Source organism: Bradyrhizobium sp. USDA 4341 (assembly GCF_054063755.1).
The window spans coordinates 5,734,202-5,750,108 of record NZ_JBSSGO010000002.1; the positions used below are offsets into that span (position 1 = coordinate 5,734,202).

13 protein-coding genes are annotated in these 15,907 nt (G+C 64.8%); 8 read left to right on the forward strand and 5 right to left on the reverse strand.

The window, feature by feature from the left end; translation table 11 throughout:
• Positions 1–254 precede the first annotated feature (254 nt).
• The 5 genes from ACVIGB_RS33355 to ACVIGB_RS33375 are packed head-to-tail and all read left to right on the forward strand — an operon-like array spanning position 255 to position 5,131.
• A complete protein-coding gene (locus ACVIGB_RS33355; protein ID WP_456719474.1) occupies positions 255–2,978 on the forward strand; it encodes a hybrid sensor histidine kinase/response regulator in 2,724 nt (907 codons plus the stop codon).
• A 22-nt stretch (positions 2,979–3,000) separates the two neighbouring features.
• Positions 3,001–3,486 carry a chemotaxis protein CheW gene (locus tag ACVIGB_RS33360; RefSeq protein ID WP_456719473.1) on the forward strand — a complete coding sequence of 162 codons (486 nt, stop codon included), beginning with the start codon at positions 3,001–3,003 and terminating at the stop codon, positions 3,484–3,486.
• 43 nt (positions 3,487–3,529) lie between these two features.
• A complete protein-coding gene (locus ACVIGB_RS33365; RefSeq protein ID WP_092121798.1) occupies positions 3,530–3,919 on the forward strand; it encodes a response regulator in 390 nt (129 codons plus the stop codon).
• 33 nt (positions 3,920–3,952) lie between these two features.
• Positions 3,953–4,810 carry a CheR family methyltransferase gene (locus tag ACVIGB_RS33370; RefSeq protein WP_456719472.1) on the forward strand — a complete coding sequence of 286 codons (858 nt, stop codon included), beginning with the start codon at positions 3,953–3,955 and terminating at the stop codon, positions 4,808–4,810.
• 3 nt (positions 4,811–4,813) lie between these two features.
• On the forward strand, positions 4,814–5,131 hold the full coding sequence (locus ACVIGB_RS33375) for a pilus assembly protein PilZ (protein ID WP_092121804.1): 318 nt from the start codon (positions 4,814–4,816) through the stop codon (positions 5,129–5,131).
• A gap of 173 nt (positions 5,132–5,304) precedes the next feature.
• Here the strand turns inward: ACVIGB_RS33375 and ACVIGB_RS33380 are convergent, their stop codons facing one another.
• Positions 5,305–5,613: a hypothetical protein gene (locus ACVIGB_RS33380; protein ID WP_092121807.1), complete on the reverse strand. Its 309-nt coding sequence runs from the start codon at positions 5,611–5,613 to the stop codon at positions 5,305–5,307.
• Positions 5,614–5,766: 153 nt separating this feature from the next.
• On the opposite strand from ACVIGB_RS33380, the gene ACVIGB_RS33385 reads away from it, so the two are divergent.
• The 3 genes from ACVIGB_RS33385 (at position 5,767) to ACVIGB_RS33395 (ending at position 9,207) form a co-directional block, all read left to right on the forward strand.
• Positions 5,767–6,399, forward strand: a complete 633-nt coding sequence (locus ACVIGB_RS33385) for a response regulator transcription factor (protein WP_092121810.1) — start codon at positions 5,767–5,769, stop codon at positions 6,397–6,399.
• A 232-nt stretch (positions 6,400–6,631) separates the two neighbouring features.
• Positions 6,632–8,371 (forward strand): L-arabinonate dehydratase, encoded by a 1,740-nt coding sequence (gene araD, locus ACVIGB_RS33390; RefSeq protein ID WP_456725022.1) that lies wholly within the window; start codon positions 6,632–6,634, stop codon positions 8,369–8,371.
• 116 nt (positions 8,372–8,487) lie between these two features.
• Positions 8,488–9,207 carry a ribonuclease activity regulator RraA gene (locus ACVIGB_RS33395; RefSeq protein ID WP_456719471.1) on the forward strand — a complete coding sequence of 240 codons (720 nt, stop codon included), beginning with the start codon at positions 8,488–8,490 and terminating at the stop codon, positions 9,205–9,207.
• Positions 9,208–9,512: 305 nt separating this feature from the next.
• On the opposite strand, the gene ACVIGB_RS33400 is transcribed toward ACVIGB_RS33395, so the two are convergent.
• The 4 genes from ACVIGB_RS33400 to ACVIGB_RS33415 all read right to left on the reverse strand — a co-directional run bounded on the left by ACVIGB_RS33400 (position 9,513) and on the right by ACVIGB_RS33415 (position 15,718).
• On the reverse strand, positions 9,513–11,621 hold the full coding sequence (locus tag ACVIGB_RS33400) for a S9 family peptidase (protein WP_456719470.1): 2,109 nt from the start codon (positions 11,619–11,621) through the stop codon (positions 9,513–9,515).
• 166 nt (positions 11,622–11,787) lie between these two features.
• A complete protein-coding gene (locus ACVIGB_RS33405; RefSeq protein WP_456719469.1) occupies positions 11,788–13,497 on the reverse strand; it encodes an ABC transporter permease in 1,710 nt (569 codons plus the stop codon).
• Positions 13,498–13,577: 80 nt separating this feature from the next.
• Positions 13,578–14,642: an ABC transporter substrate-binding protein gene (locus ACVIGB_RS33410; RefSeq protein ID WP_456719468.1), complete on the reverse strand. Its 1,065-nt coding sequence runs from the start codon at positions 14,640–14,642 to the stop codon at positions 13,578–13,580.
• 23 nt (positions 14,643–14,665) lie between these two features.
• Positions 14,666–15,718, reverse strand: a complete 1,053-nt coding sequence (locus tag ACVIGB_RS33415; RefSeq protein ID WP_456725021.1) for an ABC transporter ATP-binding protein — start codon at positions 15,716–15,718, stop codon at positions 14,666–14,668.
• Positions 15,719–15,907: the final 189 nt, after the last annotated feature.

The following is a 15,907-nucleotide window of genomic DNA, read 5'->3' on the forward strand; positions in this document are numbered from 1 at the left end:
CGCCGGCATTTGGCGGGATTTGACCGTCCCTCGATCGCATTTCGTTCAAATTGCGACGACAGGTGGAACGGGCTCTTTCCCGTCCGGGTGGTAAGGGCTTGTTGCTGTGAAACCGGCCGCGATGTCGTGATGCGTCGTCCTTGAACGGCCTCATCGTCCGTATTTGCACGGACGACGAAATTAACGTCGCCGTGAAGCCGGCCAAGTTATCGATGCGAGGCGTGCGTTCCGTAGCACCTTGAGGGGACCGATTCATGGACGATCTGTTGCGCGAGTTCCTGACGGAGAGCAGCGAGAGCCTGGATACGGTCGACAACCAGCTGGTGCAGTTCGAGCAGGATCCGAACAACGCGAAGATCCTGGATAACATTTTCCGGCTTGTGCACACGATCAAGGGGACCTGCGGCTTCCTCGGACTGCCGCGGCTGGAAGCGCTGGCGCATGCCGGCGAGACCCTGATGGGCAAATTCCGCGACGGCATGCCGGTGAAGGCGGAAGCCGTGACGCTGATCCTGTCCTCGATCGACCGCATCAAGGAGATCCTCGGCGGGCTCGAGGCGACCGAGGCCGAGCCCGAGGGCAACGACCGCGACCTGATCGATCAGCTCGAGGCGATGGTCGAGCACGGCATGGCGGCGATGGTGGCCGGTGAGGCTGCTCCTGAAGACATGCCTGTCGTTGAATCTCCATCCGTGCAGGCGGCGATGACTGAAGGCACGCTGGTGGTGCAGACGCTGGAGCGTCCGTTGCGCCCGGGTGAGGTCTCGCTCGACGAGCTCGAGCGCGCCTTCCGCGAGACCGAGATTGAAGTCGCAGCACCGGCGCCCGCGCCGGTCGCAAAGCCCGCCGCCGCTGCGCCCGCAGCCGAGCCGGTTGAGGCTGCAAAGAAGCCGGCCCGCAAGGCCGCCACCGAGGATGTCCAGGAAGGCGACAAGATCGCCAACCAGTCGATCCGGGTCAATGTCGACACCCTCGAACACCTCATGACCATGGTCTCCGAGCTGGTCCTGACCCGCAACCAGCTCTTGGAGATCTCACGGCGCAACGAGGACACCGAGTTCAAGGTGCCGCTGCAGCGGCTCTCCAACGTCACCGCCGAGCTGCAGGAAGGCGTCATGAAGACGCGGATGCAGCCGATCGGCAATGCCTGGCAGAAGCTGCCGCGCATCGTCCGCGATCTCTCCGGCGAACTCGGCAAGCAAATTGAACTGGAAATGCACGGCGCCGACACCGAGCTCGACCGCCAGGTGCTCGACCTGATCAAGGATCCGTTGACGCACATGGTGCGCAACTCCGCCGATCATGGCCTGGAGACCACCGCCGAGCGGGTCGCTGCCGGCAAGCCCGAACAGGGCACCATTCGCCTAAGCGCCTATCACGAGGGCGGCCACATCATCATCTGCATCGCCGACAATGGCCGCGGGCTCAACACCGAGCGGATCAAGGCCAAGGCGCTCCAGAACGGTCTCGTCACCGAGGCCGAGCTCGAGAAGATGACCGAAGCCCAGATCCACAAGTTCATCTTCGCGCCGGGCTTCTCGACCGCGGCGCAAGTGACCTCGGTGTCCGGCCGCGGCGTCGGCATGGACGTGGTGCGCACCAATATCGACCAGATCGGCGGCACCATCGACATCAAGAGCGTGGCCGGCGAGGGCGCCTCCGTCACCATCAAGATCCCGCTGACCCTGGCCATCGTCTCCGCTTTGATCGTGGAAGCCGGCGGCGACCGCTTTGCCATCCCGCAGCTCTCGGTGGTCGAGCTGGTGCGGGCCCGCGCCAACTCCGAGCACCGCATCGAGCGGATCAAGGATACGGCAGTGCTGCGGCTGCGCAACAAGCTGCTGCCGCTGATCCACCTCAAGAAGCTGCTCAAGATCGACGACGGCGCCACCTCGGATGCCGAGAACGGCTTCATCGTGGTGACGCAAGTCGGCAGCCAGACCTTCGGCATCGTGGTCGACGGCGTGTTCCACACCGAGGAGATCGTGGTCAAGCCGATGTCGACCAAACTGCGTCACATCGACATGTTCTCCGGCAACACCATTTTGGGCGATGGCGCCGTGATCATGATCATCGACCCCAACGGGATCGCCAAGGCGCTGGGCGCGTCCGGCTCCTCGGCCCATGACATGGCCGACGACAATGCCGCGGCGCATGCCTCGAGCGGCGAGCAGCTGACCTCGCTGTTGGTGTTCCGCGCCGGTTCCAGCCAGCCCAAGGCGGTGCCGCTCGGCCTCGTCACCCGGCTCGAGGAGATCGCAACCGACAAGATCGAGCTCTCGAACGGCCGCTACATGGTGCAGTACCGCGAACAGCTGATGCCGCTGGTGCAGATGGTAGGCGTCGAGGTGCAGACCCAGGGCGCGCAGCCGATCCTGGTGTTCGCCGACGACGGTCGCTCGATGGGGCTCGTGGTCGACGAGATCATCGACATCGTCGAGGAGCGGCTCAACATCGAGGTCGCGGGCTCGCAGGACGGCATTCTGGGCTCGGCCGTGATCAAGGGCCAGGCCACCGAGGTGATCGACGTCGGCCACTTCCTGCCGATGGCGTTTGCCGACTGGTTCTCGCGCAAGGAGATGCGCCCGTCGGCCTCGGCGCAGTCGGTGCTGCTGGTCGATGACAGCGCGTTCTTCCGCAACATGCTGGCGCCGGTGCTGAAAGCTGCCGGCTACAAGGTGCGGACCGCGCCGAATGCGCAGGAAGGGCTCGCCGCCCTGCGCTCGGGGCAGGCCTTCGACGTCGTGCTGACCGACATCGAGATGCCCGAGATGAACGGCTTTGAGTTCGCCGAGAACATCCGCTCTGACCACAACCTCATCGGGCTGCCGATCATCGCGCTGTCGGCGATGGTGTCGCCGGCGGCGATCGAGCGCGGCCGCCAGGCCGGCTTCCACGACTATGTTGCCAAGTTTGATCGTCCCGGGCTGATCGCGGCGCTGAAAGAGCAGACCGCCGAACTGCGCCGGGCGGCGTGAGGGGATGCGAGGAACAGGATCGATGAGCAGCAAGACCGAGACCAGTGAAGGCGCGATGGCCGAATACGTGACCGCGGTGATCGGCGGGCAGCTGTTCGGCTTGCCGATCTCACGGGTGCAGGACGTGTTCATGCCGGAGCGGCTGACGCGGGTGCCGCTGGCCTCCAGCGAGATCGCCGGCGTGCTCAATCTGCGCGGCCGCATCGTCACCGTGGTCGACATGCGGGCCCGGCTCGGCCTGCCGAAGGCCGACGACGGCAAGCCGCCGATGGCGGTCGGCGTCGATCAGCGCGGCGAATCCTATGGCCTGCTGATCGACCAGATCGGTGAAGTCTTGCGGCTGCCCGACGACAGCCGTCAGGACAATCCGGTCAACCTCGATCCCCGCATGGCCAGGCTCGCCGGCGGCGTCCACCGCCTCGACGGCCAGCTCATGGTCGTCCTCGATGTCGATCGCGTGCTCGAACTGGTGCCCAAGATAACTCCCATGACAGCAGCTGCAGCGTAACGCTCCGCCGCGGAGACGGCGGACTCTACAAGGAGGCCAACATATGAAGACATGTCTTGTCGTCGACGATTCCGGTGTGGTGCGAAAGATCGCACGCCGCATCCTCGAAGGAATGGAATTCACCGTCATCGAAGCCGAGGACGGCGCGGTCGCGCTCGAGGCCTGCAAGCAGGCGCTGCCGGACGCGGTGCTGCTCGACTGGAACATGCCTGTCATGGACGGCTTCGAATTCCTCGTGCAGCTCCGCCGCATGCCGGGCGGCGATCAGCCGAAGGTCGTATTCTGCACCACCGAGAACGGCATCGACCATATTTCGCGAGCGCTGCATGCCGGCGCCAACGAGTACATCATGAAGCCGTTCGACAAGGACATCGTGATCGCGAAATTCCAGGAAGTCGGCCTGCTGGCGCTCGACGCGTCGGCCGAAGCCTGACCAGTTTCACCCTTTAGTCCTTGCGAGGCTCCCGTGACGCCCCCCGACTACGAGTATCTGCGTAAGCTCCTGAAGGACCATTCCGGTCTCGATCTGTCCGCGGACAAGCAATATCTGATCGAGAGCCGCCTGCTGCCGTTGGCGCGCAAATGCGGCCTGTCCGGCATCCCCGACCTGATCGCCAAGATCAGGGCCGGCTCATCGACGCACACCGTCCAGGTGGTCGAGGCCATGACCACCAACGAGACGTTCTTCTTCCGCGACAAGGTGCCGTTCGACCATTTCCGCGACACCATCATGCCCGAGGTCCTGAAGGCGCGTGCCGCGCGCCGCAGCATCCGGATCTGGTGCGCCGCCGGCTCGACCGGCCAGGAGCCCTATTCGCTGGCGATGTGCCTGAAGGAGATGGGCGCGGCGCTTGCGGGATGGCGGGTCGAGATCATCGCGACCGACCTGTCGCAGGAGGTGCTGGAGAAGTCGAAGGTCGGCATCTACAGCCAGTTCGAGGTGCAACGCGGGCTGCCGATCCAGCTGCTGGTGAAGTATTTCAAGCAGTCGGGAGAACTCTGGCAGATCAATCCCGAGTTGCGCGCGATGGTGCAGCACCGTCAGCTCAATTTGCTGCACGATTTCTCCCAGCTCGGCACGTTCGATGTGATCTTCTGCCGCAACGTGCTGATCTATTTCGATCAGGACACCAAGATCAACATCTTCAACCGGCTCGCCCGGTTGATGGAGGCCGACGGCTTCCTGGTGCTCGGCGCCGCCGAAACCGTGGTCGGCCTGACCGACACGTTCAAGCCGATTCCCGAGCGGCGTGGCCTGTACCGGCCGAGCGGGGTGCGGGCGGCGCTTGCGATACCGAGGCCTGCCATGGCGGTCGGATATTGAGCGATGACGGAGGACGGCAAATCCATTGAGCGTGTCACGTTCAGCCGGGGCGTCGATGTCTGCATCATGGCCATCGACGGCACCTGGCGGCGCGACTGCCAGCTCAATGCCATCTCCGATAATGACGCGGCGCTGACCGTCGAGGGTTCCATTCAGGGGCTCAACCTGAAGGAGTTCTTCCTCTTGCTGTCGTCGACCGGGCTCGCCTATCGCCGGTGTGAACTGGTCCGCGTCAACGGCACCGAAATGGACGTCAGCTTCCTCAAGGGCAAGCCGAGCAAGCGGCGGTCGGGCTCCGACGAAGAGCGGGCCAGAGCCTGACATCAAGAAGGCCTGACTTGAGGAGGGCCTGACGTGAAGAAGGCCTGACCCGGCTGGGCGGGGCATGCCTGCCGCCAATCCGAACGTGGAACGGATCGTCGCCTCGAGGGTTGGGGCGTCGTCGGGACAATCTGCGTGATTGTGTCGAACCTGGCGTTGGCCGGTCCGGCTGATCAGTTTAGCAGACGTGCCGGTGCCTCTGAATCGCGCAGCCGATCGAGCGCCATGCCGAGCCCGGTGTCACAGGCTTTCAGGGCCGTGGACGCCACGGCGTAGCGCGGGGTGACGTCATCAAGCACGAAGATGTCGGCAGCGGCGTCCTGCTCGGCCAGAACTGCCTCGCGCGCAATCGCCGCCTCGATCAGCCGCAGGCTCGCCTGGACATGGCCGATCAGCGCGACCAGGTCCGTCACGATCAGGCTGTAGGGATCGCTGCCCTCGTCCAGGCACACCGCAACGCCGTCCGCCGCTGCATTTTCCATGCATGTTTCTCCACTGCTCCCACTTTTAGGGAACGCGGTGCTACTTGTGCGTTAAGCGGACGTCCCGTACAAATACGGGTCCATTGATCGAGATGGTCGAGTTACTTCTTGTGCAGTCTGGGCAGCACGCTTCACCACTGATGGACGAGACATATGGTTGAGAATGGCGCTCCTCGCGGGGAAATCTTTGTAGTCGACGACGACCCCGCCGTTCGCGAGACGCTTTCCGTGGTCCTGTCGACCGCCGGCTACAAGGTGATCTGCTTTGCGGACGGCGCGGCGCTGCTCGCGGTGGCGCGCAGCCGGACGCCGGCCTGCATCCTGCTCGACGTGCATATCCCGGGCAAATCCGGCCTCGATATCCTGAAGGAGCTTCACGGCGAGGATTATCCGGCGCCGATCTTCATGATCTCCGGCCAGGGCGACATCACGATGGCGGTCAGCGCCATCAAGAACGGCGCGCTCGACTTCATCGAGAAGCCGTTCCGCGGCAACGAGATCGTCAGCCGCCTCAATGAGGCGATCGACGCCTATACAAGACGCCAGGCCGAGACCTCGGCATCGCGCATCGCCGCGCTGCACTTTCCTGGCCGCGAGCCGCTGACCCGCCGTGAGCGCGAGGTGCTCGAGCAATTCACCGCGGGCGCCTCCAACAAGGAGGCCGGGCGTCACCTCGGGATCAGCCCGCGCACGATCGAGGATCACCGCGCCAACATCATGAAGAAGCTCGGCGCGCGCAACGCCGCCGACCTCGTCCGCATCGTGATGACGGCGCAGCAAAAGTAAGCCAAGGTCGGCCAAGGCCGGTTTACGCTCCGGTTTCCACATCGCGGGGTTTGTGCGCCGCACGCCCGGCACACCGGCGGCGAACGGCACGTCTGCGCCGCGCGCGGGACGAGACGTCCGGAAATCCTGTATATGCGTGGCGCAGGGCATGCCCGCCGAGACCGCGCGTGCGAGCAATGTCGAGACACGCGATATCGAAACACGCAATATCGAAGCATATGGCGCATCCAAGATGACCAAGAAGAACAAGACCCCGGATCAATTGCGCAGCGCGCGCTGGTTTGCGCCCGACGATTTGCGCGCCTTCGGCCATCGCTCGCGCGCGATGCAGATGGGCTACGCGCCGGAGGAATGGCGCGACCGGCCGGTGATCGCGATCATCAACACCTGGTCGGATGCGCAGCCCTGCCACATGCATTTCAAGAGCCGGGTCGATGACGTCAAGCGCGGCGTGCTGATGGCCGGCGGCTTTCCGCTGGAGCTGCCGGCGCTGTCGCTGTCGGAATCGCTGCTGAAGCCGACCACGATGCTCTACCGCAATATGCTCGCGATGGATGCCGAGGAGCTGTTGCGCGGCCATCCGGTCGACGGCGTGGTGCTGATGGGCGGTTGCGACAAGACCACGCCCGGCCTGCTGCTCGGGGCCACCAGCATGAACCTGCCGGCGATCTATCTGCCGGCCGGTCCGATGCTGCGCGGCAACTGGAAGGGCAAGACGCTCGGCTCCGGCTCGGATGCCTGGAAATACTGGGACGAGCGCCGCGCCGGCAAGATCTCCGACAAGGACTGGGTCGACATGGAGGCCGGCATCGCCCGCAGCTATGGCACCTGCATGACCATGGGCACGGCCTCGACCATGACCGCGATCGCCGAAGCCATCGGCATGACGCTGCCCGGCGCCTCGTCGATCCCCGCGGCCGACGCCAACCATATCCGGATGAGCTCGGAAGCCGGCCGCCGCATCGTCGAGATGGTGTGGGAGGATCTGACCCCGCAGAAGATCCAGACCCGCAAGGCATTCGAGAACGCCATCACGGTCGCGATGGCGATGGGCTGCTCGACCAACGCCATCATTCACCTCATTGCGCAGGCGCGCCGCGCCGGCCAGGACATCTCGCTCGACGATTTCGAGATCGCGAGCCGCAAGGTGCCTGTGATCGCCAATGTGCGGCCGAGTGGCGACCTCTATCTGATGGAGGATTTCTTCTATGCCGGCGGGCTGCCCGGCCTGATGAACCGGATCAAGCAGCATCTGCATCTCGACTGCATGACCGTCACGGGCAAGACGCTCGGCGAGAACATCGAAGGCGCGGAGGTCCATAATGACGACGTCATCCGCACCGTCGACAACCCGATCTACAAGGAGGGTGCGCTGGCGGTGCTGAAGGGCAATCTTGCGCCCGACGGCTGCGTCATCAAGCCGTCCGCCTGCGATCCGCGCTTCCTCAAGCACACCGGACCGGCGCTGGTGTTCGACGACTATCCCTCCATGAAGAAGGCGGTCGACGACCCCGATCTCGACGTCACGTCCGATCACGTGCTGATCCTGCGCAACGCCGGCCCGCAGGGCGGCCCGGGGATGCCGGAATGGGGCATGCTGCCGATCCCGACCAAGCTCGTGAAGCAGGGCGTGCGCGACATGGTGCGGCTGTCGGATGCGCGGATGAGCGGCACCAGCTACGGCGCCTGCATCCTGCACGTCTCGCCGGAGTCCTTCGTCGGAGGCCCGCTGGCGCTGGTGAGGAACGGTGATCGCATCACGCTCGACGTCGCCGCGCGCACCATCGATCTCGACGTGCCGGAGGCGGAGCTCGCCAGGCGCCGCGCCGAATGGAAGCAGCCCGAGCAGCGCTTCGAGCGCGGCTATGGCTGGATGTTCTCGAAACACATCAAGCAGGCCAATGAAGGCTGCGACTTCGATTTCCTCGAGACCGACTTTGGCAAGCCGGTCGGAGAGCCGTCGATTTATTGACCGTCGTTCCGGGGCACGCGTAGCGTGATCCCGGAACCCATTTCTCCAAAGCCCATGCGGCCCGATGGATTCCGGGCTCGCGCTACGCGCGCCCCGGAATGACGAAGAGAACACCGATGTCAAAACTCAGCGACACCACCCGCAACAAGCTGAAATCCGTCTCCACTGCGACAGTCGCGACCGCGCTGTTCAAGCGCGGCTTGCGCATCCAGATGATCCAGGATGTTCACCCCTTGAGCCCGGATCAGCCGACCATGGTCGGCGAGGCCTTCACGCTGCGCTACATGCCGGCGCGCGAGGATCTCAACACGATCGAGGTGTTCCGCAACCGCGCGCATCCGCAGCGCAAGGCGATCGAGGATTGTCCGCCCGGCAGCGTGCTGGTCATGGACAGCCGCAAGGATGCGCGCGCGGCGTCGGCCGGCGCGATCCTGGTGACACGGCTGATGAAGCGCGGCTGCGCCGGCGTCGTCACCGACGGCGGCTTCCGCGATTCGGCCGAGATCGCGCGGCTCGGCTTCCCGGCGTTTCATCATCGCCCGAGCGCGCCGACCAATCTGACGCTGCACCAGGCGATCGAGATCAATGTCCCGATCGGTTGCGGCGACGCGCCGGTATTTCCCGGCGACGTGATCCTCGGCGACAGCGACGGCGTCATCGTGATCCCGGCGCATCTCGCCGACGAGATCGCGAATGAGACTTTCGAGATGACCGCGTTCGAGGATTTCGTCACCGAGCAGGTCCAGAACGGCCGCGGCATCTTCGGCCTCTATCCGGCGACCGACGAGCAGACGCTGAAGGATTTTGCGGCCTGGCGGAAGGCGAAGGGGCGGTAGCTGGAGCCACATCCTCCACCGTCGTCCTGGCGAAAGCCAGGACCCATAACCACAGGGAGGAGTTTGGCGAAGACTGTCAGTGATCCATCGCCGTGGTACGACCACCGCGCTTCATCGATAGATCACGCGGTATGGGTCCTGGCTTTCGCCAGGACGACGATGGGGATGGGACCGGGCAAGCCAAGCGTAATCGGTAGCCCAGACGAAGCTCGTAGCCCGGATGGAGCGAAGCGTAATCCGGGACTCATGCATGCGGCGAGGCCGCCCCGGATTTCGCTGCGCTTCATCCGGGCTACGGGACCTCGCTACGCCTCCGCCTTGTCCGCCATCCCGACCGCCCACAGCGCGAAGGCGTAGACGATCGCGACTTCGTCGAGGCGGTTGAAGCGGCCGGAGGCGCCGCCGTGGCCGGCGCCCATGTTGGTGCGCAGCAGCACGGGACCGCCGCCGCGCATCGTGGCGCGCAGCCGCGCGATCCATTTCGCCGGCTCCCAATAGGTGACGCGCGGATCGGTCAGCCCGCCCATCGCCAGGATTGCCGGATAGTCCTTCGCCGCGACATTGTCGTAGGGCGAGTAGGACAGGATGGTGCGAAAATCCTTCTCGCTCTCGATCGGGTTGCCCCATTCCGGCCATTCCGGCGGCGTCAGCGGCAGGGTGTCGTCGAGCATGGTGTTGAGCACATCGACGAACGGCACCTCGGCGACGATGCCGGCAAACAGCTCGCCAGCGCGGTTGGCGACCGCGCCCATCAGCATGCCGCCGGCCGATCCGCCATGGCCGACGATGCGTTTTTCACCCGTGTATTTCGCCTCGATGAGCGCGCGGCCTGCGGCGGCGAAATCGTCAAACGTGTTGGTCTTTTTTTCGCGCTTGCCGTCGAGGTACCAGCCCCAGCCCTTGTCGGCGCCGCCGCGGATATGCGCGATCGCGTAGACGAAGCCGCGATCGACCAGCGACAGCCGGTTCGCCGCAAACGACGCCGGCATCGCCATGCCGTAGGAGCCGTAGCCGTAGAGCAGGAGCGGCGCGCTGCCGTCGCGAACAAAATCTTTGCGATGCAGGATCGAGACCGGCACCTGCGCGCCATCATGCGAGGTCGCCATGATGCGCGTGGTGACGTAGTCGGCCGGGTTGTGGCCGGAGGGAATCTCCTGCCGTTTGCGCAGGACACGCGTCCGCGTCGCCATGTCGTAGTCATAGACCTCCGACGGCGTCGTCATCGACGAATAGGCAAAACGCAGATTGGTGGTGTCGAATTCGTAGCCGCCCATGGTGTCGAGCGAATAGGCCGCCTCGTCGAAGGCGATCGCGTGTTCCTCGCCGCTCTTGAGGTCGCGGATGATGATCGCCGGCAGCGCATTGGCGCGCTCCAGCCGCACCATGTGGCCAGCATAGAGCTCGACGTCGAGCACATAGACGCCCTCGCGATACGGGATCAGGTCGCGCCAGTTGGCGCGCTCGGGCGCGGCGAGCGGCGCGGTGACCACCTTGAAGTCGATCGCGTCGTCGGCATTGGTCAGGATGAACAGCTCGTCGCCGCGGTCGGCGATCGAATATTGCACGCCCTCCTCGCGCGCCGCGACCAGCCGCGGCGGGGCGTCGGGATTGGAAAGATCGATCAGCCGCTGCTCCGAGGTCTCGTGGTCGCCGCCCGCGATCACGCAGAAGCGGCCGCTGGCGCTCTCGTGCAGATGGGTGAACCAGCCGGAATCCTGCTCCTCATAGATCAGGGTGTCGTCGGCCTGCTTGGTGCCGAGCCTGTGCCGCCACACCTGCATCGGGCGGTGATTGTCGTCGAGCTTGACGTAGAAGAAGCTCCTGGAGTCCGCGGCCCAGACCACGCCGCCATCGGTTTCCTCGACGAGGTCGTCGAGGTCGCCGCCGGTTGCCCAGTCGCGCACGCGGATCGAGAAATATTCGGAGCCCTTGGTGTCGGCACTCCAGGCGTGCAGCCGGTGATCGTTGGAATGCCGGCTGCCGCCGAACTTGAAATATTCGTGGTCCTTTGCCAGCGCGTCGCCGTCCAGCACGACATGCGCCTCGCCGCCATCGCGCGACGTGCGGCAGTACAGTTCGTGCTGGCCGCCTTCGCGGAACTTGCGAAAATAGGCGAACGGGCCGTCCGGCGACGGCACGCTGGAATCGTCCTCCTTGATCCGCCCGCGCATCTCCTTGACCAGCCGCTTCTGCAAGCTGTCGGTGTGGCCGAGCAGGCTGTCGGTGTAGCCGTTCTCGGCTTCGAGATAGCTGCGGATGTCAGGATCGAGGATCGAGGGATCGCGCAGCACCTCCTGCCATTTCGGATCCTTGATCCAGGCATAGTCGTCCGTCACCGTGATGCCGTGGGTGGTGAAGGAATGCGGCCGGCGCGGCGCGACAGGGGGCGATGTTGTGGTGGCGGATTTGGTCACACGATCCTCATGGTGCGGGGTTCCGCCTTATATCGGGATGAATGTGGCGATTGCCAGATGGGATAGGTCGTCATTGCGAGCGCAGCGAAGCAATCCATCTCTCGCCGACGGGATAGGATGGATTGCTTCGTCGCTTCGCTCCTCGCAATGACGGGGTGGAGCGTCGTCAGCCGTTCCGCAGCTTCGCACCTGCATTGCCGCCGGACATCGGGATCTGGTTCACCGCCAGTACCACTGCGAATGTGATCACCAGCATCGCGATGCCGAGCACCGCGATCGCGGCGAGGTCGCCGCCTTCGTTGAGGTCGTAGATCAGGACCGACAGCACCTTGGTCTGCGAGGTGAACAGCACGATCGCCGCCGACAGTTCCCGCATCACGCCGATGAAGATGAAGCACCAGGTTGCGATCACGCCGGTGCGCAGCAGCGGCGCGGTGATCTGGCGCAGCGCCTGCAGCCGCGTCGCGCCGAGGATGCGGCTCGCCTCCTCGAGCTCGGGATGAATGGTCGTGAATGCCGCCTGCAGCTGCTGATAGGCCGACGGCAGATTGATGGTGAGGAACGCCAGCAGCAGGATCCAGAGCGTGCCATAGAGCACGAAGGGCGGCCGCGTATAGCTTAAGAACAGGCCGACGCCGAGCACGATGCCGGGGACGGCGACCGGCGCCGTGGCGAGGAACCCGAGGATGCGGTGGCCCGCGATCACCTTCCGCGTCGTGACATAGGCGATGACCAGCGCGAGGATGGTGCCGATTGTTGCGGTGGCGGTGCCGAGGATCACGGTGTTCTTCAGCGCGAGCTGGGTCGACGACAGTTCGGTGAATACGAAGACGATGTTGTGCAACGTTGCCGTCGACGGCGTCACCAGCGTGGTCGCGTTCGGCGAGAACGCGGCGTTGAGCAGCGCGAGGTAAGGCAGGAAGACGGGATTGAGCAGCACCAAAAGGCAGAAGCCGAGCGCAGCCCAGCGCCAGCCGCGCAACTCGACCCGGCGCGGCGCGCCGTATTTGCCACCGATCACCGAATAGCCGCGGCGGCCGAGCAGCGCCTTCTGCCCTTGCAGCAGCAGGATCGTCAGCACCAGCAGTGGCACCGCGGCGGCCGCCGCGAGCTCGAGTTTCGGCGGATACTGGAACAGGCTCCAGATCTTGGTCGTCATGGTGTGGAAGCCGGCCGGCAGCGCCAGGATCGCCGGCGAGCCGAACAGCGTCATCGCCTGCAGGAAGGCGATCAAGGCGCCCGCGACCAGCGCGGGCAGTGCCAGCGGGATGGTGACCCGCCGCGCCGTGGTCCAGGCATTGCCGCCGAGGATCGCGGAGGCGTCTTCCAGCTCGCCCGGCATGGTGTCGAGCGCATTGGCCACCATCACGAACACGAACGGGAACGTGTAGCAGGAGATCACGAAGATGATCCCGGTCATCGAATAGATATTGAACAGCGCGTCCGCATCCTCGCCCGCGAACAGCCGGTAGAGCTGGTTGAGCAGCCCCGAATTCGGCGCCGCCAGCAATTCCCAGGCGACCGCGCCGAGGAACGGCGGCGTCACGAACGAGGCCGTCACCAGCGCGCGGATGGTCTGCCGTCCCGGCATATCGGTGCGCGACACCAGCCAGCTGAGCGGCGCCGCGACGATGCAGCAGATCAGCGCTGACGTCGTTGCGATGATCGCGGTGGTCAGCAGCGGATCGAGAAAATCCGGATTGCTGAACAGCGTGACGAAGTTCTGCAGCGTCGGATGGCGATTTTTGTCGGTGAAAGCGTAGACCGCGAGCCACGACAGCGGCAGCAGGATCAAGAGAATGAGCACCGCGGCGAACAGCCACAGCACGGGGCGCGTCCAGTCGACGCGGGGGCGGGCGGTGGTAGTTGTTTTCATGCGAAGACTCTCCCTTCGTCATTCCGGGGCGCGCGCAGCGCGAGCCCGGAATGACGAAAACGTTTGCGGCTCTCCATCGCTCAAACCCTGAACAGCCGCGCATAGCGCGTCTTGATCTCTTCGGTCATCGCCTCGACCCCCGCCGGGTCCTCCTTCATCAGCTTGATGTCGGCGAGCTTGCGCCGGCCGGCCTTCGGCTGCACCTGCGCGTGCACCGAATACTGCCCGGTGAAGTCGACGAAGAATTGCTGGGTCGCGCGGGTGTGCAGCCAGGCCTGGAACAGTCTTGCGGCGTTCGGGTGCGGCGCGCCGGCGAAGATGCCGGTCGGTCCCGAGATCGTCGGCGTGCCTTCGGTCGGGTAGACCGGCTCGACCGGCTGTCCGGCCTCCTTCAGGAGCACGATGCCGTATTCATTGCCGTCGGCCATGACCGCGCGCTCGCCGAGCGAGAGCTTCTTGGGCGGATCGGTCGAGGACTGCACCTGCATCACGCGCTGCTTGGCGAGTTTCTCCAGATAGGGCCAGCCGAGCTCGCGCACGATCTGGAACGTCGTGGTCATGATGGTGCCGCTATAGGCCGGATGGCCCTTCACCATCTTGCCGATCCATTTCGGGTCGAGCAGATCGGCAAAGCTCTTCGGCGCATCCTCCGCCTTCACCAGATTGGTGTTGTAGGCGATCGACGACAGCCACAGCCGCGTGGTCACGGCCATGCCGTCGGGATCGCGATATCCGTCGGGAAAGTGCCTGGCGACGTCCTCGGGGACGAACGGCATCAGCCAGCCGCTCTTCTTCCATGGGATAAAGTGCGAGGCATCGGCGCTGTTGACGACGTCGGCGGCGTGGATATTGGAATCGAATTCCTGCGCCACGCGCTGGAACAGCCGCTCCGAGCCGGAGCGCTCGATCTGCACCGTGATGCCGGGATAGGCGGCCTCGAACGCCTTGCCGAGCTTTTCGCCGACCGGCAGGTCCATCGACGAATAGAACACGAGCTTGCCTTCTTTGGTCGCGGCCGCCACCAGATCGGGCGTGATCGTGGCCGGCTCGGGTGCCGCGGCGCGCGCCGGCGAAGCGAACACCTTGCCGAACGCAAGCGCCGCAGAGCCTTTCAGGACGTGGCGTCTGGAGATTTGTTTCCGCATCGCGTTGCTCGGTTTCTTGTTCGTTATCGACTGAGCGCCCGGCAGCGTTCGGGCGGCAGTGTCAGCCAGACCTCGCTGCCCTTCTCGACCGCGGTTTCCGTCGGCGTGGTTACCCGCAGTGAGGTGCCGTCAGGCGTCTCGACCATGTAGTCGCGGTTCATGCCGAGATAGACCTGTCGCGTCACGACGGCCTTGAGCGTGTTCTGCTGCGCGAGGGGTGCTTGCGTCGAGAGCTGAATTTCGTGCTGGCGGATCGCGACCGGCGCGCTCTGGCCGGCTGTGAGCCTGGCGCCGACCACCGCGAGAACAGCGCCGGCGAACTCCACATGGGTCGCATCGCGCGCGGTGCCCTTGATCACATTGGCGGCGCCGATAAAGCGCGCCACGAATTCGGATTCCGGCCGCGCATAGATGTCCTCAGGGTTGCCGAGCTGGTCGATCTTGCCGGCATTCATTACTGCGATCAGGTCGGCCGTGGTCATCGCCTCGGATTGATCGTGGGTGACGTAGACCGTGGTGTAGCGATATTCGTCGTGCAGGCGGCGGATTTCGAACCGCATCTCCTCGCGCAGATTGGCGTCGAGATTGGACAGCGGCTCGTCGAGCAGCAGCGTCTCGGGGCCGACGATCAGCGCACGCGCCAGCGCGACGCGCTGCTGCTGGCCGCCGGACAATTCGCCCGGATAGCGCTGCGCCAGCGGTTCCAGCTTGGTCGTCGCCAGGATCGCGGCGAGCTTCTTCGCAATGGTGTCGCGATCCATTTTGCGCAAGCGCAGGCCATAGACGATGTTCTCGGCCACCGTCATATGCGGCCACAGCGCATAACTCTGGAAGATCATCGACATGTTGCGTTGCTCGGGCGGCAGCGTGCGCGCCTTCGATGACACCACGCGGTCGCCGACCCGGATCTCGCCGCCGGATGGTTCGAGGAACCCGGCGATCAGCCGCAGCGTCGTGGTCTTGCCGCAGCCGGACGGCCCGAGCAGACAGACCAGCTGGCCGTGATCGATCGTGAGCGAGACGTCATCAACCGCGACAAACGATCCGAACCGCTTGACCAGGCCGCGCAGTTCCACCGATGCCAAGCGATCCCTCCATTTTGTTGTGTCGCAGGGATCCGTGCCCGGCTGTTGCCGGCAGTAAAGCGGAAAACGATGACGACGAAAAGTGTTCGTGCCTTAGCAATGCGTTGCATGCACTGCCTCCCGTCATCCTTGTGAGCGCATCTTTCACAAGCGACGCCAAACATTCAGTGTCGTCCCGGC

Bases quoted from the DNA above. Each gene is read 5' to 3' on its own strand.
- ACVIGB_RS33360 (WP_456719473.1), top strand. From the start codon at position 3,001: ATGAGCAGCAAGACCGAGACCAGTGAAGGCGCGATGGCCGAATACGTG.
- ACVIGB_RS33405 (WP_456719469.1), bottom strand. From the start codon at position 13,497: ATGAAAACAACTACCACCGCCCGCCCCCGCGTCGACTGGACGCGCCCC.
- ACVIGB_RS33385 (WP_092121810.1), top strand. From the start codon at position 5,767: ATGGTTGAGAATGGCGCTCCTCGCGGGGAAATCTTTGTAGTCGACGAC.
- ACVIGB_RS33355 (WP_456719474.1), top strand. From the start codon at position 255: ATGGACGATCTGTTGCGCGAGTTCCTGACGGAGAGCAGCGAGAGCCTG.
- ACVIGB_RS33365 (WP_092121798.1), top strand. From the start codon at position 3,530: ATGAAGACATGTCTTGTCGTCGACGATTCCGGTGTGGTGCGAAAGATC.
- ACVIGB_RS33375 (WP_092121804.1), top strand. From the start codon at position 4,814: ATGACGGAGGACGGCAAATCCATTGAGCGTGTCACGTTCAGCCGGGGC.
- araD (WP_456725022.1), top strand. From the start codon at position 6,632: ATGACCAAGAAGAACAAGACCCCGGATCAATTGCGCAGCGCGCGCTGG.
- ACVIGB_RS33395 (WP_456719471.1), top strand. From the start codon at position 8,488: ATGTCAAAACTCAGCGACACCACCCGCAACAAGCTGAAATCCGTCTCC.
- ACVIGB_RS33410 (WP_456719468.1), bottom strand. From the start codon at position 14,642: ATGCGGAAACAAATCTCCAGACGCCACGTCCTGAAAGGCTCTGCGGCG.
- ACVIGB_RS33380 (WP_092121807.1), bottom strand. From the start codon at position 5,613: ATGGAAAATGCAGCGGCGGACGGCGTTGCGGTGTGCCTGGACGAGGGC.